The 25,188-nt window shown below is 63.0% G+C and carries 29 protein-coding genes; 19 read left to right on the top strand and 10 right to left on the bottom strand.

Annotated features, from left to right (window positions below; translation table 11 throughout):
- Positions 1 to 11: 11 nt before the first annotated feature.
- Positions 12 to 584 carry an outer membrane beta-barrel protein gene (locus tag B9A19_RS00505; RefSeq protein WP_084088586.1) on the bottom strand — a complete coding sequence of 191 codons (573 nt, stop codon included), beginning with the start codon at positions 582 to 584 and terminating at the stop codon, positions 12 to 14.
- Between the two features lie 228 nt (positions 585 to 812).
- On the opposite strand from B9A19_RS00505, the gene argJ reads away from it, so the two are divergent.
- The 3 genes from argJ to B9A19_RS00490 all read left to right on the top strand — a co-directional run bounded on the left by argJ (position 813) and on the right by B9A19_RS00490 (position 2,840).
- Positions 813 to 2,042, top strand: a complete 1,230-nt coding sequence (gene argJ / locus B9A19_RS00500) for a bifunctional glutamate N-acetyltransferase/amino-acid acetyltransferase ArgJ (protein ID WP_084088585.1) — start codon at positions 813 to 815, stop codon at positions 2,040 to 2,042.
- Positions 2,043 to 2,170: 128 nt separating this feature from the next.
- The gene (locus B9A19_RS00495; protein ID WP_176216731.1) at positions 2,171 to 2,503 is read left to right on the top strand and encodes a DMT family transporter; all 333 of its coding nucleotides are present in this window, start codon (positions 2,171 to 2,173) and stop codon (positions 2,501 to 2,503) included.
- A gap of 4 nt (positions 2,504 to 2,507) precedes the next feature.
- Positions 2,508 to 2,840 (top strand): YnfA family protein, encoded by a 333-nt coding sequence (locus B9A19_RS00490; protein WP_084088583.1) that lies wholly within the window; start codon positions 2,508 to 2,510, stop codon positions 2,838 to 2,840.
- Positions 2,841 to 2,855: 15 nt separating this feature from the next.
- On the opposite strand, the gene B9A19_RS00485 is transcribed toward B9A19_RS00490, so the two are convergent.
- A complete protein-coding gene (locus B9A19_RS00485; protein WP_084088582.1) occupies positions 2,856 to 3,443 on the bottom strand; it encodes an NUDIX hydrolase in 588 nt (195 codons plus the stop codon).
- An 89-nt stretch (positions 3,444 to 3,532) separates the two neighbouring features.
- Here B9A19_RS00485 and B9A19_RS00480 point away from each other — a divergent pair, with 89 nt between their 5' ends.
- Together B9A19_RS00480 and B9A19_RS00475 are read left to right on the top strand one after the other, a co-directional pair.
- The gene (locus B9A19_RS00480; protein ID WP_084088821.1) at positions 3,533 to 4,288 is read left to right on the top strand and encodes a DeoR/GlpR family DNA-binding transcription regulator; all 756 of its coding nucleotides are present in this window, start codon (positions 3,533 to 3,535) and stop codon (positions 4,286 to 4,288) included.
- A 64-nt stretch (positions 4,289 to 4,352) separates the two neighbouring features.
- Positions 4,353 to 5,186 carry an AraC family transcriptional regulator gene (locus B9A19_RS00475; RefSeq protein WP_084088581.1) on the top strand — a complete coding sequence of 278 codons (834 nt, stop codon included), beginning with the start codon at positions 4,353 to 4,355 and terminating at the stop codon, positions 5,184 to 5,186.
- A gap of 33 nt (positions 5,187 to 5,219) precedes the next feature.
- Here B9A19_RS00475 and B9A19_RS00470 read toward each other — a convergent pair whose 3' ends face one another.
- Complete coding sequence (locus tag B9A19_RS00470) at positions 5,220 to 5,975, bottom strand: substrate-binding periplasmic protein (protein WP_139798570.1); 756 nt, start codon at positions 5,973 to 5,975, stop codon at positions 5,220 to 5,222.
- A 625-nt stretch (positions 5,976 to 6,600) separates the two neighbouring features.
- Between B9A19_RS00470 and B9A19_RS00465 the strand changes: the two genes are divergently transcribed.
- Positions 6,601 to 7,464: an ATP-binding protein gene (locus tag B9A19_RS00465; RefSeq protein WP_217806947.1), complete on the top strand. Its 864-nt coding sequence runs from the start codon at positions 6,601 to 6,603 to the stop codon at positions 7,462 to 7,464.
- 223 nt (positions 7,465 to 7,687) lie between these two features.
- On the opposite strand, the gene B9A19_RS00460 is transcribed toward B9A19_RS00465, so the two are convergent.
- Positions 7,688 to 8,131 carry a hypothetical protein gene (locus B9A19_RS00460; protein ID WP_084088578.1) on the bottom strand — a complete coding sequence of 148 codons (444 nt, stop codon included), beginning with the start codon at positions 8,129 to 8,131 and terminating at the stop codon, positions 7,688 to 7,690.
- A gap of 104 nt (positions 8,132 to 8,235) precedes the next feature.
- Between B9A19_RS00460 and B9A19_RS00455 the strand changes: the two genes are divergently transcribed.
- The 5 genes from B9A19_RS00455 to B9A19_RS00435 all read left to right on the top strand — a co-directional run bounded on the left by B9A19_RS00455 (position 8,236) and on the right by B9A19_RS00435 (position 11,906).
- Positions 8,236 to 9,183, top strand: coding sequence for a Nudix family hydrolase (locus B9A19_RS00455; protein WP_084088577.1), 948 nt, complete (start codon positions 8,236 to 8,238; stop codon positions 9,181 to 9,183).
- Complete coding sequence (locus tag B9A19_RS00450; RefSeq protein ID WP_084088576.1) at positions 9,180 to 9,614, top strand: hypothetical protein; 435 nt, start codon at positions 9,180 to 9,182, stop codon at positions 9,612 to 9,614. The genes B9A19_RS00455 and B9A19_RS00450 overlap by 4 nt, the downstream gene beginning before the upstream one ends.
- Positions 9,615 to 9,754: 140 nt before the next feature.
- Complete coding sequence (locus B9A19_RS00445) at positions 9,755 to 10,219, top strand: DUF4124 domain-containing protein (RefSeq protein WP_176216717.1); 465 nt, start codon at positions 9,755 to 9,757, stop codon at positions 10,217 to 10,219.
- Positions 10,220 to 10,450: 231 nt separating this feature from the next.
- Entirely contained in the window at positions 10,451 to 11,221 is a 771-nt protein-coding gene (gene xth / locus B9A19_RS00440; RefSeq protein WP_084088574.1) for an exodeoxyribonuclease III, read from the top strand.
- A 10-nt stretch (positions 11,222 to 11,231) separates the two neighbouring features.
- The gene (locus B9A19_RS00435; RefSeq protein ID WP_084088573.1) at positions 11,232 to 11,906 is read left to right on the top strand and encodes a Crp/Fnr family transcriptional regulator; all 675 of its coding nucleotides are present in this window, start codon (positions 11,232 to 11,234) and stop codon (positions 11,904 to 11,906) included.
- 143 nt (positions 11,907 to 12,049) lie between these two features.
- On the opposite strand, the gene B9A19_RS00430 is transcribed toward B9A19_RS00435, so the two are convergent.
- The 4 genes from B9A19_RS00430 to B9A19_RS00415 all read right to left on the bottom strand — a co-directional run bounded on the left by B9A19_RS00430 (position 12,050) and on the right by B9A19_RS00415 (position 15,335).
- Positions 12,050 to 12,493, bottom strand: a complete 444-nt coding sequence (locus B9A19_RS00430) for a hotdog fold thioesterase (protein WP_084088572.1) — start codon at positions 12,491 to 12,493, stop codon at positions 12,050 to 12,052.
- A 63-nt stretch (positions 12,494 to 12,556) separates the two neighbouring features.
- Complete coding sequence (locus tag B9A19_RS00425; protein WP_084088571.1) at positions 12,557 to 13,171, bottom strand: lytic transglycosylase domain-containing protein; 615 nt, start codon at positions 13,169 to 13,171, stop codon at positions 12,557 to 12,559.
- Between the two features lie 32 nt (positions 13,172 to 13,203).
- Positions 13,204 to 13,515, bottom strand: coding sequence for a hypothetical protein (locus tag B9A19_RS00420; RefSeq protein ID WP_139798569.1), 312 nt, complete (start codon positions 13,513 to 13,515; stop codon positions 13,204 to 13,206).
- Between the two features lie 107 nt (positions 13,516 to 13,622).
- Complete coding sequence (locus B9A19_RS00415) at positions 13,623 to 15,335, bottom strand: proline--tRNA ligase (RefSeq protein ID WP_084088569.1); 1,713 nt, start codon at positions 15,333 to 15,335, stop codon at positions 13,623 to 13,625.
- A 172-nt stretch (positions 15,336 to 15,507) separates the two neighbouring features.
- Here B9A19_RS00415 and B9A19_RS00410 point away from each other — a divergent pair, with 172 nt between their 5' ends.
- The gene (locus B9A19_RS00410; protein ID WP_084088568.1) at positions 15,508 to 16,680 is read left to right on the top strand and encodes an MFS transporter; all 1,173 of its coding nucleotides are present in this window, start codon (positions 15,508 to 15,510) and stop codon (positions 16,678 to 16,680) included.
- Here the strand turns inward: B9A19_RS00410 and B9A19_RS00405 are convergent.
- Positions 16,665 to 17,039: a hypothetical protein gene (locus B9A19_RS00405; protein WP_084088567.1), complete on the bottom strand. Its 375-nt coding sequence runs from the start codon at positions 17,037 to 17,039 to the stop codon at positions 16,665 to 16,667. The two genes, B9A19_RS00410 and B9A19_RS00405, sit on opposite strands and share 16 nt — an antisense overlap.
- Before the next feature lie 214 nt (positions 17,040 to 17,253).
- On the opposite strand from B9A19_RS00405, the gene B9A19_RS00400 reads away from it, so the two are divergent.
- The 5 genes from B9A19_RS00400 (at position 17,254) to B9A19_RS00380 (ending at position 21,904) form a co-directional block, all read left to right on the top strand.
- Positions 17,254 to 18,306, top strand: a complete 1,053-nt coding sequence (locus B9A19_RS00400; protein ID WP_176216716.1) for an imelysin family protein — start codon at positions 17,254 to 17,256, stop codon at positions 18,304 to 18,306.
- A gap of 208 nt (positions 18,307 to 18,514) precedes the next feature.
- The gene (phnD, locus tag B9A19_RS00395; protein ID WP_084088565.1) at positions 18,515 to 19,486 is read left to right on the top strand and encodes a phosphate/phosphite/phosphonate ABC transporter substrate-binding protein; all 972 of its coding nucleotides are present in this window, start codon (positions 18,515 to 18,517) and stop codon (positions 19,484 to 19,486) included.
- A gap of 203 nt (positions 19,487 to 19,689) precedes the next feature.
- Positions 19,690 to 20,547 (top strand): pirin family protein, encoded by an 858-nt coding sequence (locus B9A19_RS00390; protein WP_084088564.1) that lies wholly within the window; start codon positions 19,690 to 19,692, stop codon positions 20,545 to 20,547.
- Positions 20,548 to 20,600: 53 nt separating this feature from the next.
- Entirely contained in the window at positions 20,601 to 21,491 is an 891-nt protein-coding gene (locus B9A19_RS00385; RefSeq protein ID WP_084088563.1) for a pirin family protein, read from the top strand.
- 2 nt (positions 21,492 to 21,493) lie between these two features.
- Positions 21,494 to 21,904 carry an OsmC family protein gene (locus tag B9A19_RS00380; protein ID WP_084088562.1) on the top strand — a complete coding sequence of 137 codons (411 nt, stop codon included), beginning with the start codon at positions 21,494 to 21,496 and terminating at the stop codon, positions 21,902 to 21,904.
- Positions 21,905 to 21,906: 2 nt separating this feature from the next.
- Here the strand turns inward: B9A19_RS00380 and B9A19_RS00375 are convergent, their stop codons facing one another.
- Complete coding sequence (locus B9A19_RS00375; RefSeq protein WP_084088561.1) at positions 21,907 to 22,221, bottom strand: hypothetical protein; 315 nt, start codon at positions 22,219 to 22,221, stop codon at positions 21,907 to 21,909.
- Between the two features lie 160 nt (positions 22,222 to 22,381).
- Here B9A19_RS00375 and recG point away from each other — a divergent pair, with 160 nt between their 5' ends.
- Both recG and B9A19_RS00365 read left to right on the top strand, forming a co-directional pair.
- On the top strand, positions 22,382 to 24,406 hold the full coding sequence (recG, locus tag B9A19_RS00370) for an ATP-dependent DNA helicase RecG (protein WP_084088560.1): 2,025 nt from the start codon (positions 22,382 to 22,384) through the stop codon (positions 24,404 to 24,406).
- A 137-nt stretch (positions 24,407 to 24,543) separates the two neighbouring features.
- Positions 24,544 to 25,116 carry a putative metalloprotease CJM1_0395 family protein gene (locus B9A19_RS00365; protein ID WP_084088559.1) on the top strand — a complete coding sequence of 191 codons (573 nt, stop codon included), beginning with the start codon at positions 24,544 to 24,546 and terminating at the stop codon, positions 25,114 to 25,116.
- Positions 25,117 to 25,188 lie beyond the last annotated feature (72 nt).

Genomic DNA, 25,188 nt, shown 5'->3' with positions numbered 1-25,188 from the left:
ACATAGCCAGCTCAGTTGAAGCCGTAAGTCATGCCCATGCTGAGCATGCCGGTGTCGGACTTCACGCCCTGGTTATCGACAGTGTTGAAGTACTGCGTATAACCACCGCGCACGCCCAGCGCGTCGCTGACCTTGTAGCTCACGCCAACGCCCACGCTGGGCACCACGCGCCATTCGCTGTCCGTGGCGCCAGCCAGGCTGGATTTCACGTACAGCGGGTTGAGACCGGCGCTACCATACACGCCGAAGCGGTCATTCAGCGGCACGGTGCCGACGGCCTGCAGGCCCAGCCCCTGCGCGCTGTATTTGGCGGTAGCGTTGCTGTTACCCGCCGTCATGCGGCCCAGATTGAGGTAACCGGCTTCGACCGCCACATTCGGCGTGATGCGGTAACCGGCGCCAATGCTGCCGGCAAAGTCGGTTTCATTGCTGCCGGCACCGCCGAGCTTGCCGACGGCATCGCCCGCGTCATAACGCGACTGGCCGATGTCGCCATAGAGATAGGTTTTGCCCGCGTCGACGGCATAGGCGCCGGCAGCAAGGCCCAGGGTGGAAATGGCCAACAGGGTACGCAGGGTATTCATGGTGTTTCTCCAGATGCAAACATGGTTCGACCATTGCGCCGGCAGCTGATGCCTGCAGCGCTGATCTGGCAACCATGCTAAGGAAGCAGCCCCCTGCGGCGCAGTGACTGATTACCCCGCCGTGAATCGTCACAACGTGCAACTTTTGCGTGTGCTGCAACACAACACGCGTGCGTGCGCGAGTACAATCGCGTTTCGATTCAACCCTGACTGCACAAGGATGCTGCCATGCCCGTCAACCTGCCCGAACTCGATCCTGCAAGCCTCTTTCCCGTCGCTGGCGTGGAACTGGGTATTGCTTCTGCCGGTGTGAAGACGCCCGGCCGACGAGACGTGCTGGTGATCAAGCTGGCCGAAGGCAGCCGTGCCGCAGGCGTGTTCACACTGAACAAGTTCTGTGCCGCCCCGGTGCGCATCTGCCGCACCCATCTGGCCGAGCGTGGCGACATCCGTGCGCTGGTAGTCAACACCGGCAATGCCAACGCCGGTACCGGTGTGGATGGCTTCGAGCGCGCGAAGAAAAGCTGTTTTGCACTGGCCGAGCTGCTGAACATTGCACCGGCACAAGTGCTGCCGTTCTCGACCGGCGTGATTCTGGAACCGCTGCCGGTGGACAAGGTGATCGGCGCACTGCCGGCCGCCATTACCGACCTGAAGGCTGGCAACTGGGCCGAGGCGGCCAAGGCCATCATGACCACCGACGTGGCCCCCAAGGCCGCGTCGAAGCAGGTGGTGATCGGCGGCAAGACCGTCACCATCACCGGCATCAGCAAGGGCGCCGGCATGATTCACCCGAACATGGCCACCATGCTGGGCTATGTGGCGACCGATGCCGCCATCAGCCAGCCGCTGCTGCAGGAGCTGGTGAGCTGGACGGCGGACCGCTCGTTCAACAGCATCACCGTCGATGGTGATACCAGCACCAACGACAGCTATATCCTCATCGCCACCGGCCAAGCCGGCAATGCCGAGATCAGCGATGCCGGCAGCGCCGATTTCGCCGCCTTCCGCGATGCGCTGCTGGACGTGGCGCAAACGCTGGCCAAGGCCATCATCCGTGATGGCGAGGGCGCCACCAAGTTCATGACCATCAACGTCGAAGGTGGCAAGGACCGCGACGAGTGCAAGACCGTCGGCTATGCCATTGGCCGCTCGCCGCTGATCAAGACTGCTTTCTTCGCCAGCGACCCCAATCTGGGCCGCATCCTGTGCGCCATCGGCTATTCGGCCGTGGCCGATCTGGATGTCGATCAGCTGGAAGTCTGGCTGGGCGACGTACTGGTGGCCGAAAAGGGTGGCCGTGCCGCCAGCTATACCGAAGAGCAAGGCCAGCGCGTGATGAAGGAAAGCGAAATCACCATCACCGTGAAGCTGGGCCGTGGCAGCGAAAACGCCACCGTCTGGACCTGCGACTTCAGCTACGACTACGTGAAGATCAACGCCGACTACCGCAGCTGATTGCGCGGGCAAAAGCACGCTGCCACGCGGTAGCAGTCCACTTGCCTGCCAGCCACAAGCTGCCATCATGGCACGATGGCACAGAACCCCGGCCGCACGCCGGGGTTTTGTCATTTCATGGAGGACGCATCATGCACTGGCTGTATCTGGGCATAGCCATCATTGCCGAAGTGATTGCCACCTCGGCGCTCAAGGCAGCCGCCGGCTTTACCCGGCCTTTGCCTAGTGCGCTGGTTATCGGCGGCTATGCGGTGGCGTTCTACTGCCTGTCGCTGACGTTGCGCACGCTGCCGGTCGGCGTTGCGTATGCGGTATGGTCGGGGGTCGGCATCGTGCTGGTTTCGCTGGCAAGCTGGCTGCTGTACCGGCAGACGCTGGATCTACCGGCACTGGCCGGCATCGCCCTCATCATGGCCGGCGTGCTGGTGATCAACCTGTTCTCCAGATCATTACCCCACTGACCTCATGCCGCAACTCCTGCACACCACACTGCTATTCGCCCTTACCGCCGTGGCCGAGATCATCGGCTGCTATCTGCCATGGCTGTGGCTCAAGCGTGGAGGCTCGCCGTGGCTGCTGTTGCCGGCGGCACTGGCACTCGGCGTTTTCGCCTGGCTGCTGACCCTGCACCCGACCGCCGCCGGCCGTACCTATGCGGCCTATGGCGGTGTTTACATCGTGGTGGCGCTGCTGTGGCTATGGCAGGTGGATGGCATACGCCCTACGCAGTGGGATTTGCTGGGCGGCGCGGTGGCACTGCTGGGCATGGCCATCATCATGCTTGCTCCGCGTAGCTGACCTCGCCCCGCCCCCTCAGCTCATCGTTCCAAACAGCCGCAACGCCGCATACTGCAGCAGCATGATGGTCTTGCCATCGACAATCTCGCCGCGCTCCACCATGGCCAGTGCGGTGTCGAACGGCAGCTCCAGCACCTCGATGTCCTCGCCCTCCGCTTCGATGCCGCCACCCGCCCCCACTTTCGATGCCGGGTCATATTCGGCGACGAAGAAATATAGCTTCTCGGTCACCGAGCCGGGGCTCATATAGGCCTCGAAGGCCTTGCGCACCTGCTGTACGCGATAGCCGGTTTCCTCTTCCACCTCGGACTGGATACGTTGCTCGGGCGTGGCGTGGTCAAGCAAGCCGGCAGCGGTTTCGATCAGCCAGCCGTGGTGGCCATTAACGTAGGTTGGAAAACGGAACTGCCGGGTGAGGATGACGCTGCGCTGCGCCAGGCTGTACAGCAGGATGGTGGCGCCATTGCCACGATCGTAGGTCTCGCGGCTTTGCCGCTGCCAGCTGCCGTTGTTGCGACGGAAATCGAAGGTGGTTTTCTTGAGCAAAAACCAGTCGTCCGACAATACGCGTTCCTCGACGATCCTGATGCGATCCGATGCCATGAGCCAATCTCCACAGGTTTGCAAAGCGGGTTATACTGCGGCCAAGGTATCGTGCAATTTCGTGCATGGTCAAGAAATTTCGTGCAAACATGCTGACCAGTCAACGCAAGCAACTCATCCTCGCTACCCTGCAACGCGATGGCCAATTGGTCGCCAAGACCTTCAGCCAGCAGCTGGAAGTCTCCGAGGACACCATACGCCGTGACCTGCGCGAGCTGGCCGCCGAAGGGCTGCTGCAACGTGTGCACGGTGGCGCCCTGCCCGCCTCGCCGGCGGTGGCCGACTTTGCCGGGCGCAGCCAGATCGCCGGCGATGGCAAGGCGCGCATCGGCCGCGCCGCTGCCGGGCTGATCGAGGATGGGCAAGTGGTCCTGCTCGATGGCGGCACCACCGCTGTACAGCTGGCCAGCCAGCTGCCCCCTGCGTTGCGGGCTACCATCGTCACCCACAGCCCCAGCGTGGCGGTGGCGCTGGCCCTCCACCCCACGGTCGAGGTCATCATGATCGGCGGGCGACTGTTCAAGCATTCGGTGGTGACCATGGGTACGGCAGCGCTGGAATCACTGGGCCAGATACGCGCCGATGTGTTTTTCATGGGCGTGACCGGCGTGCATGCCGAGGCCGGCCTGAGCACCGGCGATCTGGAAGAGGCTTACATGAAGCGCGCGCTGATGGCCCGTGCGGCCGAAACCGTGGTGCTGGCCTCGGCCGAGAAAATCGCTGCAGCATCGCCCTATTTGATTGCCGGGCTGGATGCGGTGAGCGGCATCATCACCGAGCAGAGCGTGCCCGATCCACAACTGGCGCCACTGCGACAAGCCGGTGTCGCGCTCACGCTGGTGTGACGCGGGGCGCAGAAAAGCAAAATCTGCAACACATCCGCGATTACCATTCCCAACCGGAGGCCGCATGAAAGCAAGCACGCAACAGCTCTACGCCCGGCGCCTGACCGGGGTGATCGATTACCTGAACCAGCATCTGGACCTGGACCCCGACCTGTATCGGCTGGCCGACATTGCCTGTTTGTCGCCATTCCACTTCCACCGCGTCTGGCGTGCCTGGACGGGCGAAACCATCGCCGACACGGTGCGTCGCCTGCGGCTGCATCGGGCATCGGGCGAGCTGGCCGCCACCACGGCGGCACTGGGACAGATCGCCCAGCGTGCCGGCTATGATTCGGCCGCCGCGTTCAGCCGCGCGTTCCGCCAGGCATTCGGCCTGCCGCCGTCATCATTCCGCGCCGCGCAGGCCGCAGGCTATCCGCCGCCAGACCACACCCCTGCCGTACACGTCGCAACGCTGACCCCCACGGCACTGACCGCTGTGATGCACAGCGGCACCTTTATGGAAATCGGCCAGGCATTTGATCGTTTGTTCCTGTGGGCCCGCCAGCATGATGTCGACCCCTACGCGGCGAGGGTGTTCGGGCTGTTTTACTGCGAAGAAGGCGGTACGTCCGCAACGCCGTACACGGCCGCCGCCGCGATGGGTAGCCCTGCCGGCTATATCGAAGATGACGATACGCGGTCGCTGGCCGTGCCAGCCATGCGCTGCGCCACGCTGGAATATGTCGGGCCGTATGCGGGCATTGCCGGCGTCTGCACCTGGCTGTACCAGCACTGGCTACCGGCCAATGATGAACTACCAGGCGATTTCCCCGAGTTCGAGGAATACCTGAACGACCCGCGCATTACGCCGCCCGCAGCGCTGCGCACGCTGATCCACGTGCCGCTGGCAGACTGACGTGGCAGGACCGGCAACGCTTCAACCCGGGCGCTACTGCATGCGCAACGCGATATTGAATTGCTCGATCAGGGTATCCGGCGTGCTCTTGCTGCACATCAGGTAGAGCTTTTCACCCGGCTCCACATCGCGATAGACCAGCGCCACCAGGGTTGTGGCCGGGTTCTGCGCACGATAGAAATCGAAGACATCCGACGGCAAGATGGTGTAGTCGCCGTGACTGGCCTCGATCTTGCGCAGGTTCTGGATCGGATCGATGGTGGCGCGCTCGATGCGCGCTTTGGCCAGCAGGCCATCGATATAGTTGCCGTGCGAGATGCCATCGAGGATGGAGGGCACCAGATGGCCGTCACGCAGCAGCGCAGCCAGCGTCTTGTAGGTCTGCAGGCGCGGATGCATGGCCTTGCGCGTGACCACTACCCAGGGCTTGTCCTGGTAAATGGGGGCAGAGAACCTGGCAAAACCCTCGCGCTCCGGTGTTTTGAACCAGCCCATCGCACACAATGGCTGCGAGTCGTCCCGCACCGAGGCCACCACCCGTTTGGTCGGCTGTTCGACAAAACGCACCGGAATGGCCGCCGCAGCAAACGCCGCGCGCACCCGTTCGTAGACCACCCCACGGGTCTGCACCGCGCCGTCGGCGCCTTCCTCGGCGTAATACAGCGGCGGGCGACGGGCAAAGATCACGTCGAACATGGTGGGGCCCGCCGCCTGGCAAAGCAGCGGCAAGGCCAGCACGAACAGCGGTAACAGACGGAATACGGTATGCACGCAGGTCACGGATCGCAAGGTGATGATCTGCCCATCATATGCAAAAAGGGCGAAGGGGCATATCGCCCCCTCGCCCTTTAACGGGAATCAGGTTTTACCTGGCCAGAGTAGCTACCGGTACGGTTCCGCGATCTCGAGGGCAAGATTCCTCGAATCATCGTGGTCGAGTTGGGTAGAGGGTTTGAAGGCCCGGAACAAGTTCATCAACGCATCGTTGACCGTACTCGCTAAGCCTTCCATGAAGTCGAATCGCATGGCGATCTCCTTTGGCGAAGGTTTCACTATCTACGTCGCAGATTTTGCTGACAGGTGTCACCCCCACCTGCATCAGGATCGGGCGACTCGTTGCCGGAGTGTCGTCTCCGGCCGCGCGACACACCTTAGGGGCATGCCGGCCTGTTTGCACAACCGAACGTCCGCCACGGCACAATTGCAATGACGGCAAAATCACTCTAGCACCGCCCCCGCAATGCCGTCAAATTGAAACAAAGGAATTATTTCAATAAAAAACAGCCACTTAGGGAAAACACCGACGCAAATCAGGCAAAAGCAGCACGACAGGCGGCGCGCTCTGGCGTTACCCTGAACCCCGTCTTCCATCCGCCATTCTGCCGTCAACATCATGGATCAACACCCGCTCGCTGTGTACTTCCAGCAACTGATAGACCGCACCGATACCCTGCTGGCCAAGCTGGAGTCCTCCTTGCCGCCTACGCCGCCGGCACAGGACTGGCAGGCTGTCGCCTACCGCTGGCGCAAGCCGCACGATCACGGCTATCTGCAGCCGGTGGCGCACCCGCATCGTGTGCAGTTGAGTGATTTGCAGAATGTCGATTTGCAAAAAGACCGTCTGCTGGCCAATACCCGCCAGTTCGTGCGCGGCCAGCTCGCCAACAATGTGCTGCTGACCGGCGCGCGCGGCTGCGGCAAGAGTTCGCTGGTCAAAGCAGTCTGGAACGAATTCCGCGACCAGGGGCTGCGGCTGATCGAGGTGGAAAAAACCCATCTGGTCGACCTGCCCGATATCGTGGCACTGGTAGCCGACCGGCCCGAACAGTACCTGATTTTCTGCGACGACCTGAGCTTTGAGGAAGGCGACTGGGGCTATCAGGCACTGAAGACGGCACTGGATGGCTCGATTGCCGCCCCCAGCGCCAATGTGCTGATCTACGCGACGTCCAATCGCCGTCACCTGCTGCCGGAATACCACGACGAAAACCGTCAGACACGCTATGTCGATGGCGAAATCCACCCAGGCGAAGCCACCGAAGAAAAGATCGCGCTGTCCGAGCGCTTTGGCCTGTGGCTATCTTTCTATGGCTTCAGCCAGGACGAATATCTGACTGCCTGCCGCCACTGGTGCACGACACTGGGCGGCAGCGCATGGGACAACGCAGCCGAGCGCGAGGCATTGCAATGGGCGCAAGGCCGTGGCGCACGCAATGGTCGGGTGGCATGGCAGTTCGCGCGGGACCGCGTGGGGCAAGAAAAAAGCCGGGACGCGTAAACGCGTGCACCGGCAGAGGATGGAGCCGTCATCACCTGCCATGCGCCGGGGTCTTTGATTTGCAAAGCCCCGTCTCCTGTCTCTGGCAAAGCGCCCTCGCGACGGCGAGGGTGGGGGATCAAACCGGGCGAACCGCAGTTTTCCCCGAAAAAACTACAAAGAACCCGGCCTGGCAGGGTTCCTGATACTGCTTCATCAATACCGCCTGAAATACATCCGGCATTCAGGCAAGCGCACGCTGCTGCACCGGGCTGATGAGGTCGATCATTTCACCGTGCATGGGCTGCGCAACATCGCGCATGCGCACCAAGGTGTCGGACGCCAGCAAGACCGGCGGCAAGGCAATCAGGAAGCGTGCAGCTTCCTCTGCCGCCCATTCATTCAGCGGAATGGTCCGGCGCGGCACAAAGAAGGCCGGGCGGCCGGTTTCGAGCAGCATGTCGGACATTTCGCGCAGCATGGAGAGGCGGCCGCCGCGCAATAAATAGCTGTTCTCGTCCTGTACAATCAGCACGTTGACGCTGGCGCCCCAACCGGCGCGCGCAACCAGCGTTTGCGGCGCAAACGACACAATACTGCACAGCGTGGCCGACTCTGCGGCCAGGGTAGCCAACTGGCGTACCAACCTGTGGTCAGGCCCGCCTTGCAGCTCGATGATGCGCTTCATGTCAGCTCCAAGCTTACAAAAGCATTGCCTGATATTAGCAATCAACAACAGAATAATTCAAGTTTATTAAATAATTTCAAACATTTGCATACGGGAAACTCCCAATGAGTACGGACAAGCAGGTGGCGGTGGCCGCCGGAATCCTGATTGATGGCGACAGCCGTTTTCTGCTGGGCAGCCGGCCTGCCGGCAAGGTTTACGCAGGTTACTGGGAGTTTCCGGGCGGCAAGCTCGAGGCGGGCGAAACCCCGCACGATGCGCTGTGCCGCGAGCTAATGGAGGAAATGGGCATCGTCACCACGGCCGCCACGCCTTGGATCGTGCAAACCTTCACCTACCCGCACGCCACGGTGCGGCTGCACTTTTTCCGCGTGACCGGCTGGCAGGGCGAACCCAAACCGCACGAGGGGCAGCAGTTTGCCTGGCAACAGGCTGGTGCGCTGAACGTATCCCCCATCCTGCCGGCCAACGGCCCCATCCTGCGCGGGTTAATGCTGCCTGATGACATGGCGCTGTCCAATGCCGCCGGGTTGGGTACGGCCGCATGGCTGGACAAGCTGGACCAGCGGCTGGCTGCCGGCCTGCGCTGGCTGATCCTGCGCGAACCCGCCCTCGACGCCGCGCAATACCGCGCCTTGGCCGAAACGGTGATCGCGCGCTGCAGGTCAGCCTGCTGCCGCGTGTTGCTGCACGGCGATATCGCACTGGCGCGCGAGCTGGGCGCAGATGGTGTGCAGCTGCCCGCCCGGATCGCGGCCGGGCTGGATCGCCGCCCGACCGGCATCGACTGGCTGGGGGTATCCGCCCACAGCGGCACCGAGCTGGCGCAGGCGGAACGCATCGACGCCGATTTTGCCTTGCTGGGCCATGTGCAGGCCACCGCATCCCACCCCGGCGCCACGCCATTGGGCTGGGACGGTTTTGCCACACTGGTCGGCCAGGGCTGGCCCTTCCCCGTCTATGCACTGGGCGGCATGAAGGACAACGATGTGGCCACCGCCCGTCAGCACGGCGGCCATGGCATTGCCCGTCTGTCGGGAGCCTGGGCATGACGCAGGCACACTGGCGGCAGGCGTTGATGGCACTGGCCGCAGCCGCTCTGGGCACGCTGATGCTGTTGCAACAGATGGGCTGGCTGCCCCTACACCCGGCGGATCAGCAGCCCTCCCTGCAATGCGCAGATCTGAGCCAGACATGCCATTTCATGCTGGGCGGGCGCGACTACGAGGTACGCAGCGCAGCGCCGCTGAGCGGCGGCAAGCCCGTGTTGCTGCAAGTGCGAGGCGAGGCAGCCAAGGTCGAAGCATCGTGGCAAATGCAGGGCATGGAAATGGGGCCGAATCGCTACCTGCTGCAACAACAAGCCCCGGCAGACTGGCGCGCCAGCACGGCATTGCCGATCTGCACACAGCGCCGTACCGACTGGCAATTGACCTTGACCATAGATGGCCAAACCGCCCGCATCCTGACAAAACAACAATAAGTGCCCACTGATATGTTGGCAGCGCGCCACAACGGATTAAGCTAAAACATAGAACCCGCCACGAGTGCGCAGCCAAGCGGCATGACCAGGATGACGGAACAGTATCCTTACGTGATAATCGACCCATGAGATCAGGGTTTTTGCTTACCGTCGCACTGCTGGTGCTGCATGCCATTCCGCTGGCCACGGCCAAGGTGTATCAATGGCGCGACGCCGATGGCAACGTGTATTACGCCGACCAACCACCACCGGGCCAGGCTGCCCGCGAGCGCAACCTGCGCTCCAACATCATCGGCAGTGGCAATGCCAGCGGCCCAAAGAAAGAAGCGATCACTTCCAATTACGCAGTAACGCTATATATCAGCCAGGGCTGCGGTCTGCCCTGTGAAGAGGCCCTGTCGTTGCTGGACGGGCGCCGGGTTGAATACGAGGTTAAAACCATAGGCACCTCGGAGGCAGAAATGGTGAAGTTCGTCGGGATCGTGGGCAGCATGAACGCGCGGCCTCCGGTGATGGTCATAGGTAGCGACGTTTACAAAACCTGGGATCGCACATTGTGGAGCGCGGCGCTGTCCAAGGCGGGTTTCAAGGTGCCGCAGCGCTAAAGCGAAGAGTGACTGCACGCCCGCCGTGACCGGCTGTTTGAGTTCGCCGCTTGCCCAAGCCGGACACAGCAGCAAATACCGCCAAGCTTACTTTCCACTTTCCATATATCCGCCAGTTTGGGCTGCTGCCATAGGTAGCAGCCTATCGGCCGGATGACAGTACGACGATTTCTTTTGCAACACAGCCCCTACGCTCCATTAAACTGGCGCCTTTAGTACGGAGCCGCCGCGATGCGTTTTGCCACCTGGAACGTCAACAGCCTCAAGGTACGCCTGCCGCAGGTGCTGGAATGGCTGGCCGCCAACCCGGACCTGACCGCGCTCGCCCTGCAGGAGACCAAGATGGAGGATGCGGTTTTTCCGCAAGCCGAGATTGAGGCCGCCGGCTTTCACGTCGCCTACATCGGGCAAAAGACATACAATGGCGTCGCCATCATTGCACGTGAGCCGCTGGCCGACGTCCAGTACAACCTGCCCGGCTACGACGACCCGCAAAAACGCGTGATTGCGGCCACCGTAGCAGGCGTGCGTTTCATCTGCGCCTACATCCCCAATGGCCAGGCGCTGGATTCTGAAAAATACCCGTACAAGCTGGGCTGGCTCAAGGTGATGCAGGGCTATCTGGCTGATGAATTGGCGCGCCACCCGCAGCTGATCCTGGCTGGCGATTACAACATCGCACCGGAAGACCGCGATGTGCACGACATCAGCAAGTGGGAAGGCGGCGTGCTGGTTTCGCCAGCCGAGCGGCAGGCGTTCCAGGACATGCTGTCGCTGGGGCTGAGCGATGCCTTCCGCGCGTTTGAACAACCCGACAAGTCGTTCAGCTGGTGGGACTACCGGGGTTTCTCATTCAAGAAAAACGCCGGCCTGCGTATCGACCACCTGCTGATCACCCCGGCACTGACCGAAAAACTGACTGCAAGCGGCATAGACCGCGAACCGCGCAAGCACGAGCGTCCGTCCGACCATACGCCGGTCTGGGCCAGCTTCCGCGACTGAGGGAACCAAAATGGATAAAAGCAAACTCCTGTCCGGCAGTTGCCTGTTTTGCGAGCTGACCGCCGATGAGTTGACCGGCCTGGCCCACCACGCCGAGCTGCGCGAGGTTCGCGCCAAGCAGGTGGTGATTGCGCAAGGCACCGAGGGCGAGGAGATGTACGCCGTGCTGCGCGGCCGCCTTAAGGTGTCGCGCACCAGCAGCGAGGGCAAGGAAGCCACGCTGGCCATCCTGGAGGGCGGCGAGGTGTTCGGCGAGATCGCCATGCTGGATGGCGGCGCCCGCACCGCCAGCGTCGAGGCACTGGAACCCTGTGAATTGCTGGTGCTCAAGCGCGATGTGGTGCTGAGCTACCTTGAAACCCACCCCAAGGTGATGCGCCAGTTGATCGCCGCGCTGTGCCAGCGCCTGCGCGGCGCCGACGAGCTGCTGCAGGACACGCTGTTCCTGCCCATGACGCAGCGGCTGGCCAAGGTGCTGCGCCAGCTTGGCGCCCAGCATGGCTCTTCGGGGCCACGCGGCACCTTGATCGACCTCAAGCTCAGCCAGCAGGAGATCGCCAACCTCGTCGGCGCCAGCCGCGAATCGGTGAACAAGCAGTTGAATGCGTGGGAAAACGAAGGCTTGATCGAGCTGGTCAGCAGCGGCTACATCCGCCTGCTCAAGCCCGAACAGCTGCCGGTCTGAGCCTGTAGCCAGTACCCGTCTACACACTGCATCAAGAACCCGGCCTGGCCGGGTTCCTGGCTTTCTGGCATGCACAACCGTGGCCGCCACGGCGTGCGCCTTCCCCCGCAACGGGCATGAGTGAAGTACGCTGAATCAGATGCTCAATCGCGCTCTACGCTGTCACGGCGACGACGCACCACATTGGTCAGCCGGGCAATGCACACCAGACCGCCCGCCTCGTTCTCTATGCGGATATCCCACACGTGCTGGCTGCTGCCCAGCCGGATCGGCCGCGCAATGCCGGTCACCCGCCCGCGCGTGGCCGGGCGCAGGTGGCTGGCATTGATTTCTGCGCCCACCGCGTAGAACGCATCAGGATTGATCACCAGGTTGCTGGCCACACTGCCCAGCGTTTCCGCCAGCAAACACGATGCGCCGCCATGCAGCACGCGCATGGGCTGCACGGTGCGCGCATCAACGGGCATGCTGGCGCTGACAAAATCCTCGCCCAGCTCGGCAAAGCGGATATCCAGATAGGAAACGGCCGTATCGGCACACAGTTTGTCCAGGTCGGCAACGGCGTAGTTGCGATACCAGATCGACATGCGGAAGTCCTTCGTACAACGAGCCGCCACGCTAGCACGCGGGGTGCATGGCGACTATCGGGTTTATTGCTGGGCAACCTGCTGCGGCGACGGGGTCCACGCGTAGTAGTTCTTCCACGCGCCATAAACCAGATTGGGGTATTCCGGCTTGCCCAGGCTGCCGTTATAGCGGCCCAGCGCGCGGAACAGGTCACCGTTCTCGACATCCAGATAATGGCGCAGGATGGTACAACCGTAGCGCAGATTGGTCGCCAGATCGAACAGGCTTTGCTGCGACGTGCCGATCTGGCGCTGCCAGAACGGCATCACCTGCATCAACCCGCGCGCGCCCACCGGGCTGAGTGCGTAGCGGTTGAAGCCGCTTTCCACATGGATCAGCCCCAGCACCAGCTGCGGGTCCAGCCCGGCACGCGTGGCCTCGTATTGCGCGACGGTCAGCAGCTTGCGGCGCATGAACTCATCGGGGATGCGCTTGGCCAGGCGGGCGCTCATTTCGTCCAGCCAGGCCTGTCCTTCCGTCGCATTGGCAAACACCAGGCGCGGCTGCATGCCGTCGGCAATCGCGCGCGACATCGACGACTGCACCGAGTCGGATAGCGCTTCTTCTTTCTGCGCGCCTGCCCAGCTCACGGCACTGCAGCCCAGCAGCAGGCACAGCAGCAGCGAGCGGGTGTTCATTCGAAAAGGATTCAAGCTAGCCATCACAAGTTCTAAATAAAAAACGGCACCAACAAACCCAGCAGTGCGGCAATGACCGCACGCTGCAACCACATGGCCACCCGGCACAGACGCTGATGGCTGGCAGAAGCCATTTCCTGCCAGCTTTTTGCCCCCAGCAGGGGCGGCACCTTGCTGAAGGCAACGAAGGGCTGGTCGAGATTGGTCCGGTAGTGATGCGGTTCGATGTCAACCAGCGCCGGATAGTGCTCGCGGCACACATCGTAGATACGGTTGACCAGATACATGTAAACCAGCGATCCGAACAGCGCTACCGTCACGCAGACGGGCAGCAAATAATTCAACAACCATTGGTGCAACATGTTGCATCGCCCCGAACTTCCATCCTAAGCCGCTTTGCGGCACTTGCAAGCACGGGCGGCCTGATCACCACCCGCGCACGGCAAATGCATCAGACCGCCAGCGCCTTGGCAAACGCCGGCACCTCGGCCAGTGCCACTTTCTGCATCTCGCCACCGGCGCGTGCCACGTATTCCACCACGCCGTCGGCCAGGCCCTTGTCACCAATGGTAAAGCGGTGCGCCACGCCGATCAGCTCCATATCGGCAAACATCGAGCCTGGACGCTCGTTGCGGTCGTCCAGCAGCACATCCACACCGGCAGCGGCCAGTTCGGCGTACAGCTGCTCGGCAGCTTCCTTGACCGCTTCCGAGCGGTGATAGCCCACCGCAACGATGGCGACTTCGAACGGCGCCATGGCTTGCGGGAACTTGATACCACGCTCGTCAAAATTCTGCTCGATGGCGGCGCCGACCACGCGGCTGACGCCGATGCCGTAGCAACCCATCTCGAACGGCTTGAGCGCGCCATCCACATCGGTGAACGTGGCATTCAAGGCCTTGGAATACTTGGTGCCCAGCTGGAAGATATGACCGACTTCGATACCACGGCACAGTTCCAGCACGCCCTTGCCGTCCGGCGAAGGATCACCGGCCACCACGTTGCGGATGTCGGCCACCAGCGCCGGCTCGGGCAGATCACGGCCAAAGTTGACACCGGCGATGTGGAACTTGGGCTTGTTGGCGCCGCAGACGAAGTCGCTCATGGCGGCCACGGTGCGGTCGGCAATCACCTTGATATCGGCAGCAATGCCGACCGGGCCGAGGAAGCCCGGCGGGCAGTTGAACGTGCTACGGATTTCTTCTTCAGTGGCAAAGCGGAAATCGCCCATGCCGGCCAGCTTGCCCAGCTTCACTTCGTTCAGGCTGTGGTCGCCACGCAGCAGCGCGATGACGAACTGGCCATCGGCCGCCACCAGTGCAATCAGCTTCACGGTGCGCTCGATGCTGATGCCCAGCAGGGCAGCCACATCTTCGCAGGTGGTCTGCTTGGGGGTCTCGACATCACGCAGCGTTTCGGTCGCGGCAGCGCGCGGTGCGGTCGGCGCGAGTGCCTCGGCGGCTTCGACGTTGGCGGCAAAATCGGAGGTCGGGCAATACGCCAGCAGGTCTTCGCCAGCATCGGCCAGCACGTGGAATTCCTGGCTGCCGTCACCGCCAATGGCGCCGGAATCGGCTGCCACGGCGCGGAACTTCAGGCCCAGACGGGTGAAGATATTGGCATAGGCCACCGCCATCTTGGCGTAGCTGGCCTTGAGGCCATCGAAGGACGCGTCGAACGAGTACGCATCCTTCATCAGGAACTCACGCGCACGCATCACGCCAAAGCGCGGGCGGATTTCATCGCGGAACTTGGTCTGCACCTGATAGAAATTCACCGGCAGCTGCTTGTACGAGCGCAGCTCGTTGCGCGCGATGTCGGTAATCACTTCCTCGTGCGTCGGGCCAAAGCAGAAATCGCGCTCGTGGCGATCCTTGATCTTGAGCATTTGCGGGCCAAACACGTCCCAGCGGCCGGTTTCCTGCCACAGTTCAGCCGGTTGCACCGCCGGCATCAGCAGCTCTTGCGCACCGGCCTTGTCCATTTCTTCGCGCACGATGCGTTCCACCTTGCGCAGGATGCGCAGCCCCAGTGGCATCCATGTATACAGGCCCGACCCCAGACGCTTGATCAAGCCGGCGCGCAGCATCAGCTTGTGGGAGATCAGCTCGGCCTCGGAAGGCGCTTCCTTGAGGGTGGACAGGTACAGTTGCGAGGTACGCATGGTGTCGGGAATCGTGATGATTTGAAAAGAAAAGAGTGCAATTCTAGCAAGAAGCGCCCCTTGATAGGGCTGGCCCGACGGAAATCGCCAGCGGGTTGCCCAATAACCACACCGCTTGAGGTGCGGTACATCCCGAATGGCCGCACGCAGCGGAAATCAGCACACTGCCCCCATGACCGAATCCACAGCCCTCACCGTCCCCTACGCTGTTTTCTCCCGCGCCCGCTGGGCCACCATGTGGCTGTTTTTCATGGCTGGCGCTTGCTACGCCACCTGGGGCGTGCACATCCCGACCATACGCGACAAATTCGGCCTGTCGGCCGGTGCGCTGTCGATGGCCATGTTTGCCATGGCAGCCGGTGCCATCACGGTAATGAAGCCGGTTGGCCGCTGGGTGGCGCGTCAGGGCAGCGCACGGGCAGCGTGGCAGGCCGGGCTGGTGTATGCCGCAGCAGTGGCACTGATCATGGTGGCGCCCAGTTTCTGGCTGTTGATCCCGGTGCTGGTGCTGTTTGCCATCGGCAACACCGGCTACGACGTGGCCATGAACGCCCACGCCGCCACGGTGGAAGCCAGCGCCCCCAAACCCGTGATGGCGCAATTCCACGGCATGTTCAGCCTGGGTGGCATGGTGGGTGCATCGGTGGGCGGTGTGCTGATCAAGCTGGGCGTGCCGCCGTTGCTGCATTGTGCCGGCATGGCAGCGCTGATTCTGCTGACGATCTGGTGGGCACACCCACGCATGCAGGAAGACCACCCGGTGGCGCCAGCCAAGGCCGGCCAGCATCACATCGGCCGCGTGCTGTGGCTGCTGGGCCTGCTGGCCTTCCTTGGCCTGATTGCCGAAGGGGCGATGTATGACTGGACGGTAATCTATCTGCGCGACGTGGCACATTCGGCCGAGCTGGCCAGCATGGCCTATGCCACCTTCTCCGGCGGCATGGCGCTGGGGCGCTTTGGCGGCGATGCGCTGCGCGCCCGCTTTGGCATGGAGCAACTGTTGAAACTGTCGGGCTGGGTGGGCTTTGCCGGCATCGCGCTGGCGGTGGCGCTACCGTGGCCCGCCACCAGCCTGCTGGGCTTTACCTTGATGGGACTGGGCTGCGCCAATCTGGTACCGCTGTTCTTTCTGGCCGCATCGCGTCTGCCGGGCATCTCGCCGGCCGAAGCCATTGCCGACGTGGCACGGCTGGCCTATGTGGGCCTGCTGCTGGGCCCGGTGCTGATCGGCATGGTCACCCAGCACAGCAATCTGCGCTGGGGCATGCTGGTAGTGGCGATCGCCATCGGCTGGATTGCCGTCGATGGCGCCCGCGTGCTGCGCAAGGCTCAGGCGTCGGGCTGAGCCGGCTGGTCTTGCGCCTGCTCCAGCCCGGCTACCTTGGCGGCCGTCTGCGCCGCACGCTTGGCGGCGATCTTGGGGCGCAGCACATTCATCATCACGATGTCGCGCAGGGTTACCAGGATCAGCACCCACGCCAGCAACACGATACCGTAGCCGATCTGGTTGGTGGCCAGTTGCGGCGCCAGATGGCGCACCAGCGGGTTGATGACGAACTGGATGCTGCCGAACGCGGCCACCAGCAGGAAAACGGTGGAAATCGAGCGTTCCTTCAGGAAGGTGCCCCGCAGCAGCACGCGCCGCTCCCAGCTGGTCAGCCCCTGCAGCTCGGGCACTTGATCCGCGCGCAAATAAAACGCCATTGTTTATTCCTTTCTGAATCCGGTTGATCGCGAAGTCTGCTCGGACCATCGCCAAGGCCGGCAAGTTTCCCGGCCACCGTCACAAATTGCAAGCCACGCCCGGCGGCCCGGTTGCTGACAGCGGCGCGGCAACTGTGGTATCAAGCTATTGCTGCCCCAGAGCAGCCGGCCCGTGGCGCATGGCGGGACCGACACAAGGATGGAAGGAAACAATATGGACTTTTTGAAAACCGGCTTCCGCCTGGCTCAACTGGCTGGCGCCCTGCTTGCCGGCCATGCCCTGGCCGAGGAAGTACGCATCCAGCCGCCAGAGCTGGCCATCAGCCTCACCGACAAGGTGTTGCTCCCTGCCACCCAGACGCTGGAAGACGCTGCTACGCGGCTGACCGCATCGATGACCGCCTTGTGTGTGGCCCCCAGCAAGGACAAGCTGGCCGAGGCACAGGCCAGCTGGCGCAACGCCAGTGCTGCCTGGCGGCGCATCGAGGCCGCCCGCGTCGGCCCGCTGGGGCAAGGCAATCTGGTGGCGCTGATCGACCCGTGGCCGCTGGATGTGCAGGCACTGGACCAGGCGCTGCCCAACACACCGACCGACCCGACCAGCCCGCGCTCAGTCGGCGAGTGGATGCAGAACCCCACGCCGGCTGGCGGCCTGCCCGCCATCGAATACCTGCTGTTCAGCGAGAACAACGCCGACAAGCAGCTGGCGCGACTGAAGGACGACAACCGCTGCCGCTATGCGTTGTGGCAAGCGGCAGGTGTGGCACGCCGCGCCACCACGCTGGGTTATGAATGGCGTGGCCTGCGTACCGGCCTCAATTACGACCTGAGCTATTACCGCCCCTTCCTGACCGATGCGCTGGGCCGCTCCATTGCCGGGCTGAAAGAGCTGGCCGGCTGGAAGCTGGCGCACCAGGACATCGCACCGCCCAAGACCCGCTTCCCCGACTGGCGCGCTGGCCAGACCAAGCAAAGCCTGCTGGCCGGCTTCGACGGCATCCGCAGCGTGCTGCTGGGTGACGACAAGGGCATCGGTTTCGATGACTACATCGCCAGCCGTGGCCAGGATGATCTGGTGCAGCAACTCAACAGCAAGCTGATCGAGGCACGCCTGGCGCTGGTGCAGCTGCCGGATGACCTGGCCGAACACGCGGTGCAAAACCGTGGCGAGCGCCTGTATGCGCAGCGCAAACTGAATGCGCTGGCCGATTTCCTGGCCGGCCCGTTTGCCCAGGCACTGGGCTTTCCGGTTGACGCGAAGAAGTAAACTCGCAATAAGCGCATCTGCAACGCCCGGCCATGCCGGGCGTTGTCGTTTCCGGGCATCTTGCGGTGAAGCAGCGCACGTATCCCGAAAAACATCGCATGTTTTACAAAAAACATATGCAGATCTAGACGAATAGACTGAAAGTTACACATCCCCGCAACATTCGGTGAATAAGCTTACGAAATTAAGCTTTTGATGGAATACCGCAATGTTACGCCGCCTGTTGTGCACCCTGCTCCTCGTCCTGCCGCTGGCCAGCCATGCCGCCGAGCTGACCGTGGGTCTGATCGCCACCCGTAACCCGGAAGAACTGCTGGGCTTCTGGCAGCCGGTCATCGACGACCTGTCGGCCTCCATCGGCCAGCCGGTCAAGGTGATCGCCGTCAAGAACTACGACGAGCTGCAGCAGAAATTCCACAACAACGAAGTGCAGGTGGCGCGCGTGGGCAACCGCCTGGCGCTATCCATGGTCGAGCACGACAATGCCGAAGTCTTTGCCCGTCTGGTGCAGAACCCGGGCCGCGCCGAGTACAACTCCATCCTGCTGGTGCGCAAGGACAGCGGCATCAACAATCTGGACAGCCTGTTGCGCGCCAAGGGCCGCTACCGCTTTGCCAGCGACTACACCAATTCGACCGCCGGCTACCTGATTCCGCAATACCACGCCTTTTTGAAGAACAACATTCTGCCGGAGCAATTGTTCAAATCGATGCGCCAGGGCAACTATGAAGACAACTTCATGGCGCTGTACCGCAAGGAAGTCGATGTGGCCGTGGCCAACTCCTTCGACATCGAGCAGCTGCAGGAAAAATATCCGCGCGAATTCGGTGCCATGAAGGTGATCTGGACCTCGCCCAATTTCGCCTTCGACCCGCTGGTTTACAAATCCACGCTGCCCGCAGCGCTCAAGGTGAAGATTTCCGCCTTCTTCACCAAATACGGCCGCGAGGGCAACAATGCCACGCAGCAAAAGCAAAAGCTCTACTACGCCGACCAGCTCGACGGCTTCCTGCCGGCCAGCAACCGCCTGCTGCGCGAAACGTCGGACCTGCAGCTCTACAACGACCTGTTCCGCCTGACGCTGAATGCCAGCGTGCCGGCCAACGAGAAAACCGCGCAGGAGAAAGACTATTACCGCCGCTACCAGCAATTGGTCGGCATTCTTGGCGGCGCCAGGTAATCCACACCTGCGGCATGCAACCTACCCTGCATGCCACAGTCAAAACGGGGGCCACAAGCCCCCGTTTTTTTGTTGCATCCCCGACCGGCGTGGCCATGTACATCGTTCCAGCAATGGAACAATCATTCCCGGCCGTGCAGGATTTCATTTCATCGTTGCAACATGCATAGTGATTACACGATCAATCACTGGAGGATTACAGCATGACCAGCGCCAACAACAACCTGCGCCGCATCGCCCGCGTGGTACGCGGCATGGCCGCGTCCGACGGCGCCGGCGTCAAGCTCAACCGTGTGATCGGCACGCAGGATCTGCCCATGCTCGATCCCTTCCTGATGCTGGATGAATTCCGCTCGGACGACCCGGACGATTACATCGCCGGCTTCCCGGAACACCCGCATCGCGGCTTCGAGACCGTCACATACATGCTGGCCGGCCACATGCAGCATGGCGACCATCTGGGCAACAAGGGCGACATGGGGCCGGGCAGCGTGCAATGGATGACCGCCGGGCGTGGCATCATCCACAGTGAAATGCCGCAACAGGAAAACGGCCTGATGTGGGGCTTCCAGCTGTGGGTGAACCTGCCTGCGCGCGACAAGATGACCGCGCCGCGCTACCAGGAATACGCCGCCGAGCAGATGCCGGTGGTGGCACTCGACAACGGCGGCAGCGTGAAGGTGATCGCCGGCGAATTCAACGGCGCCAGCGGCCCGATCAACGGCGTGGCCACCGAGCCGGTGTATTACGATGTGACCCTGCCCGCAGGCGGCGTGCTGACGCTGGATTTACCGGCCGAGCACCATGCCTTCGTCTATGTGTTCCAGCATGATCTGAACATCGTTGACGGGCCGCAGGAGCGCACCGTGCACCGGGGCGAACTGGCAGCGCTGACCCAGGGCGGAGCACTCGCCGTGGCCGCACTTGCGGCGGAAGCACGCTTCATCGTGGTGGCCGGCAAGCCGCTGCGCGAACCGGTGGCGCGTTACGGCCCGTTCGTGATGAATACGCAGGAAGAAGTACAGCAGGCGTTTATTGACTATCAGCAAGGCCGTTTCTGACGCCTTGCGCTTGAATAGAGGGGCTGGCGGTGCCGGCCCCCAAGGGAGACTCCATGCAAACGCCACCGCAACGACTCAATGCACACAACACCGTGCTGGGTGAGGGCATGCTGATCCGCCGTGCGCTGCCCAACCGCGAGCGCCGCATGATCGGCGCCTGGTGCTTTCTTGATCACTTCGGCCCGGTCGAGGTGGGTGATGGTGCCGGCATGCGGGTCGGCCCGCACCCGCACATCGGCCTGCAAACCTTCAGCTGGTTGATCGAGGGCGAAATCCTGCACCGCGACAGCCTGGGCTACGAACAGCTGATCCGCGCCGGCCAGGTCAACCTGATGACCGCCGGGCACGGCATCTCGCACAGCGAGGAATCCCCCGCCGGCCACGGCCCGCGCATGCATGGTGCGCAACTGTGGATCGCCCTGCCCGACGAACAATACGACCGTGCACCGGCCTTTGCCCACTACCCCGACCTGCCCTTGCTGCTGGCCGGCGGCTTCACCATCACGGTGCTGGCCGGCGAATTCGGCGGAGAAACCGCCCCGGCAGAAATCCACACCCCGCTGGTCGGGCTGGACCTGACCAGCAATGCGGCGGCCGCAACCACCCTGCCGCTGCGTGCCGATTTTGAATACGGCCTGATTGCGCTGGAAGGCAGCGCGACCTGTAATGGCGAAGCGCTAGCGGTGGGCGAGCTGCTTTATTTCGCCCCCGGCCAGACCGAACTGCAGCTGAGCAGCGATGCCGCAGCCCGCGTGCTGCTGATCGGCGGCGAGCCCTTCCCGTCGCCCCGGCTGCTGTTCTGGAACTTCGTCGGCCGCAATGGCGATGACATCCGTACCGCCACCGCAGAATGGAATGCCGGCGATGCGCGCTTTGGCGAGGTGCATGGCTATGACGGCGCACGCCTGCACGCGCCGGAAGTACCGAAACTCAAGGGAGAATGACAATGAGCCTGGAAGCCGTAGACGTCCGCCTTGGCGCGGCCCCTTATCAAGCCATACTGAACAGCGGCCCGCACGAATGGCTGCAGGATGTCTCGGTCGCCCAGGGCGGCGGCAATGCCGCCCCCGGCCCGCACGAGCACCTGCTGGCCTCGCTGGGCGCCTGTACCGCCATGACCATCAAGATGTATGCCTACCGCAAAGGCTGGCCGGTAGAGGACGTGCGCATCAGCATGCGCTATGCCGCCGACCACCGCGATGGCGACAGCAAGATCGAGCGCACCATAGAACTGATCGGCACGCTGGACGATGCCCAGCGCGCACGGCTGATGCAGATTGCCGATGCCTGCCCCATCCACAAGATACTGAGCGGGCCGATTGCCATTGCCACACAGGCTGCGCCACCAACAGCCTGACCTCAGGCCAGCACGCGGAAAATCTCCCAGCGCGGCGTTCCCGACACGATATAGGGCTCCAGCTCCTTGCCCCAGTTCTGGTGGGCGGGAATCGTCGCCAGCTTCACCCACGCTTCGTTCAGCTCAGCCAGGTCGGCAATCAAGACCTCGGACTGCACCGTTGACTCATGCGCACCGATCGAGCCGGTGAGCAGGCGCACCTTGTCGCCGCCCCAGCCGATCTGGCTGCCGACCTCCTGCATCCAGCGCATCATCAACTCGACCACGACCTGCTTGTAGCCGAATCGTGCATCGATACTCCAGCGTGCGATCATCATGGTGCCACCTCCATGCGGGGCAACAATACAGACCACAGGTATAGCGCCGCAGCACCGTGCTGCGGCATTTTGCCGGCCAGGCAGCCGCCCGGCGGCTTCCCCAGCGGCGCCAAAACCGCTAATCTGCGTACACAGAACATTCGTTCAACAAATCACACGCATGGACCTGACGCAGCTTCCCCCTGGCATACAGACCCGTTTGCTCAAACTCGGCATCAGCCGGCCGTTTGATCTGGTGCTGCACCTGCCGCTGCGCTACGAGGATGAAACCCAGCTCTATCCGCTGGCCGACGCGCCCATCGGCACGCCGGTGCTGGTCGAGGCCGAGGTGCTGAGCGCCGAGACCACCTTTCGCCCCAAGAAGCAGTTCGTCGCCCGCGTGGGCGATGGCAACAGCACGCTGGTGGTGCGGCTGATCAATTTCTACCCCAATCAGGTCAAGCAGCTGGCGGTGGGCAAGCGGGTGCGACTGTATGGCGAAATCCGCCATGGCTACTGGGGTGACGAAATGGTGCACCCCAAGGTCAAGAATGTGGGTGAGGAAAGCAGCCTGAACGAGGCGCTGACACCGGTGTACTCCACCGTGGCCGGGCTGGCACAGGCACCGCTGACCAAGCTGATCGCGCGCGCGCTCAACCAGTGCCAGCTGGACGATACCCTGCCTGCCGCCATGCTCAACGATCTGGGTCTGCCCGCCTTTGCCGACAGCGTGCGCTTTCTGCACAACCCGACACCCGACGTGGCACGCATCCAGCTCACCGAGCGGCTGCACCCGGCGTGGCGACGGGTGAAGTTCGACGAACTGCTGGCCCAGCAGCTCAGCCTGCGCATGGCACGTGCGGTGCGGCGTGAGCGCAATGCTCCCCGCATCGCCCCACCGGGCCGGCTGGCGGCACAGCTGGTGGCCTGCCTCCCCTTTGGCCTCACCAAGGCGCAGAACCGCGTCTTGCTGGACATCAGCAAGGATCTGGCGCAGCGCCACCCGATGCAGCGCCTGCTGCAGGGCGATGTCGGCTCGGGCAAGACCATTGTTTCCGCCATCGCCGCCTGCCATGCCATCGAGGCAGGCTATCAGGTGGCCATGCTGGCACCGACCGAAATCCTGGCCGAGCAGCACTACCGCAAGTTCCTGCAATGGCTGGAACCGCTGGGCATCCAGGTACGCTGGCTGACCGGCTCGCTCAAGGCCAGGGAAAAGCGCGAGGCGCTGGCGACAGCCGCCGACGGCACGGCACAGATCGTATGCGGCACGCATGCCATTTTCCAGCAGACGGTGGAGTTCAAGAACCTGGGCCTGTCCATCGTCGACGAACAGCACCGCTTTGGCGTGGCGCAGCGGCTGGCGCTGCGCGAGAAAGGCGGCAGCCCGCACCAGCTGATGATGTCGGCCACGCCGATTCCGCGCACCTTGGCAATGAGTTTTTATGCTGATCTCGACGTGAGCGTCATCGACGAACTGCCGCCGGGCCGCACCCCCATCGTCACCAAGCTGGTATCGGATGCTCGCCGCGACGAAATCATCGAGCGCATTGCCAGCAAAGTGCGCGAGGGCCGGCAGGTGTATTGGGTGTGCCCGCTGATCGAAGAATCGGAAGCGCTACAGTTGCAGACCGCGGTCGATACCCATGCCCAGCTGACCGAAGAACTGGAAGGCATTGCCGTCGGTTTGCTGCACGGCAAGATGAAGCCGGCCGACAAGGCCGCCATCATGGCTGACTTCCTCGCCAACAAGCTGCAGGTGCTGGTGGCCACCACGGTGATCGAAGTCGGCGTGGACGTGCCCAATGCCAGCCTGATGGTGATCGAGCACGCCGAGCGCATGGGGCTGTCGCAACTGCACCAGCTGCGCGGCCGCGTGGGCCGGGGCGCACATGCCTCGCTATGCATCCTGCTCTACAGCGGGCCACTAGGCGAAACCGCCAAGGAACGGCTCAAAGTCATTTACGAGAATACCGACGGCTTCGTGATCGCCAAGGAAGACCTGCGCATACGCGGGCCGGGCGAGCTGGCAGGCGTGCGCCAGTCCGGCGTGCCGCTGCTGCGCTTTGCCGACCTGGAAAACGATGCCGACCTGCTGGATGCCGCGCGCGAAGCGGCCGAACAGATGCTGACCGGCGGCGCGGCGGCAGCCGAAGTCCACCTGCAGCGCTGGCTGCCGGGGCGCGAGGCGCTGCTGCGGGTGTAAGCACGGCCTTTGTGTCTCCACGCAGAGATCCGCCACACATCCGCCTGTCGCCACAGCGGCGATGCCGCGCCTTGCCGGGGCTAAAATCATGCTGTTGATCAATCACTTGCCCCCGTATCGCCCGCAAGCGCCCAGCCATGCTCAGTGCTACCGCCACCAGCGCCAACATCGCGTCTCTTTTGCCTGCCAGCCAGGCAAGCGCGCTACCGGCTGGCCAAAATGCGGGCACGACCGGTCAGCAGGGCAGCAACGGAACGGGCAAGGGCTCCGACACCGGCAAAGCCAGCGGCCTCAGTCAGGATGCCAAGACCCAAAGCGCCGTCGAACAGCTGCAATCCACCGACCGCAAGGTGCACCAGCACGAACTGGCCCACCTGGCCGCATCGGGCGGGCTGGCCACCAGCGGGGCTTCCTATTCGTTCAAGACCGGGCCGGACGGCAAGCGCTATGCGGTGGCCGGCGAGGTGCATATCGACGTCTCACCCGGCAACACGCCGGAAGAAACAATACGCAAGGCGCGCATCGTGCAGGCCGCAGCGCTGGCTCCGGCCGATCCATCCGGGCAGGATCGCGCCGTCGCCGCACAGGCGGCGGCCATGGAAGCGCAGGCTAGCGTGGAGCTGTCCCAGCGCAGCAAGGGGCAAAACCAGCTGGCGCGTACTTACGGCAATAGCGACCTGCCACGCTCCAGCTTTGCTGCCGCAGCATGAAAGCGCCTGCAAGCGCCGGCTGTCTGCTGACAATCCGCATTGTCGCCGGGGCATAAACCCCACTACACTCGC

The organism is Andreprevotia lacus DSM 23236 (assembly GCF_900176275.1).
Classification (GTDB): Bacteria; Pseudomonadota; Gammaproteobacteria; order Burkholderiales; family Chitinibacteraceae; genus Andreprevotia; species Andreprevotia lacus.
Note: the sequence above shows the minus strand (reverse complement) of the source record. Positions and strands in the feature narration are given on the sequence as shown.

What these genes read in the sequence shown, in the direction of transcription:
- xth (WP_084088574.1), top strand. Translation starts at nt 10,451, where the DNA reads ATGCGTTTTGCCACCTGGAACGTCAACAGCCTCAAGGTACGCCTGCCG.
- B9A19_RS00455 (WP_084088577.1), top strand. Translation starts at nt 8,236, where the DNA reads ATGAGTACGGACAAGCAGGTGGCGGTGGCCGCCGGAATCCTGATTGAT.
- B9A19_RS00365 (WP_084088559.1), top strand. Translation starts at nt 24,544, where the DNA reads ATGCTCAGTGCTACCGCCACCAGCGCCAACATCGCGTCTCTTTTGCCT.
- B9A19_RS00460 (WP_084088578.1), bottom strand. Translation starts at nt 8,131, where the DNA reads ATGAAGCGCATCATCGAGCTGCAAGGCGGGCCTGACCACAGGTTGGTA.
- B9A19_RS00390 (WP_084088564.1), top strand. Translation starts at nt 19,690, where the DNA reads ATGACCAGCGCCAACAACAACCTGCGCCGCATCGCCCGCGTGGTACGC.
- B9A19_RS00375 (WP_084088561.1), bottom strand. Translation starts at nt 22,221, where the DNA reads ATGATGATCGCACGCTGGAGTATCGATGCACGATTCGGCTACAAGCAG.
- B9A19_RS00475 (WP_084088581.1), top strand. Translation starts at nt 4,353, where the DNA reads ATGAAAGCAAGCACGCAACAGCTCTACGCCCGGCGCCTGACCGGGGTG.
- B9A19_RS00400 (WP_176216716.1), top strand. Translation starts at nt 17,254, where the DNA reads ATGGACTTTTTGAAAACCGGCTTCCGCCTGGCTCAACTGGCTGGCGCC.
- argJ (WP_084088585.1), top strand. Translation starts at nt 813, where the DNA reads ATGCCCGTCAACCTGCCCGAACTCGATCCTGCAAGCCTCTTTCCCGTC.
- B9A19_RS00380 (WP_084088562.1), top strand. Translation starts at nt 21,494, where the DNA reads ATGAGCCTGGAAGCCGTAGACGTCCGCCTTGGCGCGGCCCCTTATCAA.
- recG (WP_084088560.1), top strand. Translation starts at nt 22,382, where the DNA reads ATGGACCTGACGCAGCTTCCCCCTGGCATACAGACCCGTTTGCTCAAA.
- phnD (WP_084088565.1), top strand. Translation starts at nt 18,515, where the DNA reads ATGTTACGCCGCCTGTTGTGCACCCTGCTCCTCGTCCTGCCGCTGGCC.
- B9A19_RS00430 (WP_084088572.1), bottom strand. Translation starts at nt 12,493, where the DNA reads ATGTCGATCTGGTATCGCAACTACGCCGTTGCCGACCTGGACAAACTG.
- B9A19_RS00405 (WP_084088567.1), bottom strand. Translation starts at nt 17,039, where the DNA reads ATGGCGTTTTATTTGCGCGCGGATCAAGTGCCCGAGCTGCAGGGGCTG.
- B9A19_RS00485 (WP_084088582.1), bottom strand. Translation starts at nt 3,443, where the DNA reads ATGGCATCGGATCGCATCAGGATCGTCGAGGAACGCGTATTGTCGGAC.
- B9A19_RS00450 (WP_084088576.1), top strand. Translation starts at nt 9,180, where the DNA reads ATGACGCAGGCACACTGGCGGCAGGCGTTGATGGCACTGGCCGCAGCC.
- B9A19_RS00425 (WP_084088571.1), bottom strand. Translation starts at nt 13,171, where the DNA reads ATGAACACCCGCTCGCTGCTGCTGTGCCTGCTGCTGGGCTGCAGTGCC.
- B9A19_RS00385 (WP_084088563.1), top strand. Translation starts at nt 20,601, where the DNA reads ATGCAAACGCCACCGCAACGACTCAATGCACACAACACCGTGCTGGGT.
- B9A19_RS00435 (WP_084088573.1), top strand. Translation starts at nt 11,232, where the DNA reads ATGGATAAAAGCAAACTCCTGTCCGGCAGTTGCCTGTTTTGCGAGCTG.
- B9A19_RS00415 (WP_084088569.1), bottom strand. Translation starts at nt 15,335, where the DNA reads ATGCGTACCTCGCAACTGTACCTGTCCACCCTCAAGGAAGCGCCTTCC.
- B9A19_RS00490 (WP_084088583.1), top strand. Translation starts at nt 2,508, where the DNA reads ATGCCGCAACTCCTGCACACCACACTGCTATTCGCCCTTACCGCCGTG.
- B9A19_RS00480 (WP_084088821.1), top strand. Translation starts at nt 3,533, where the DNA reads ATGCTGACCAGTCAACGCAAGCAACTCATCCTCGCTACCCTGCAACGC.
- B9A19_RS00505 (WP_084088586.1), bottom strand. Translation starts at nt 584, where the DNA reads ATGAATACCCTGCGTACCCTGTTGGCCATTTCCACCCTGGGCCTTGCT.
- B9A19_RS00410 (WP_084088568.1), top strand. Translation starts at nt 15,508, where the DNA reads ATGACCGAATCCACAGCCCTCACCGTCCCCTACGCTGTTTTCTCCCGC.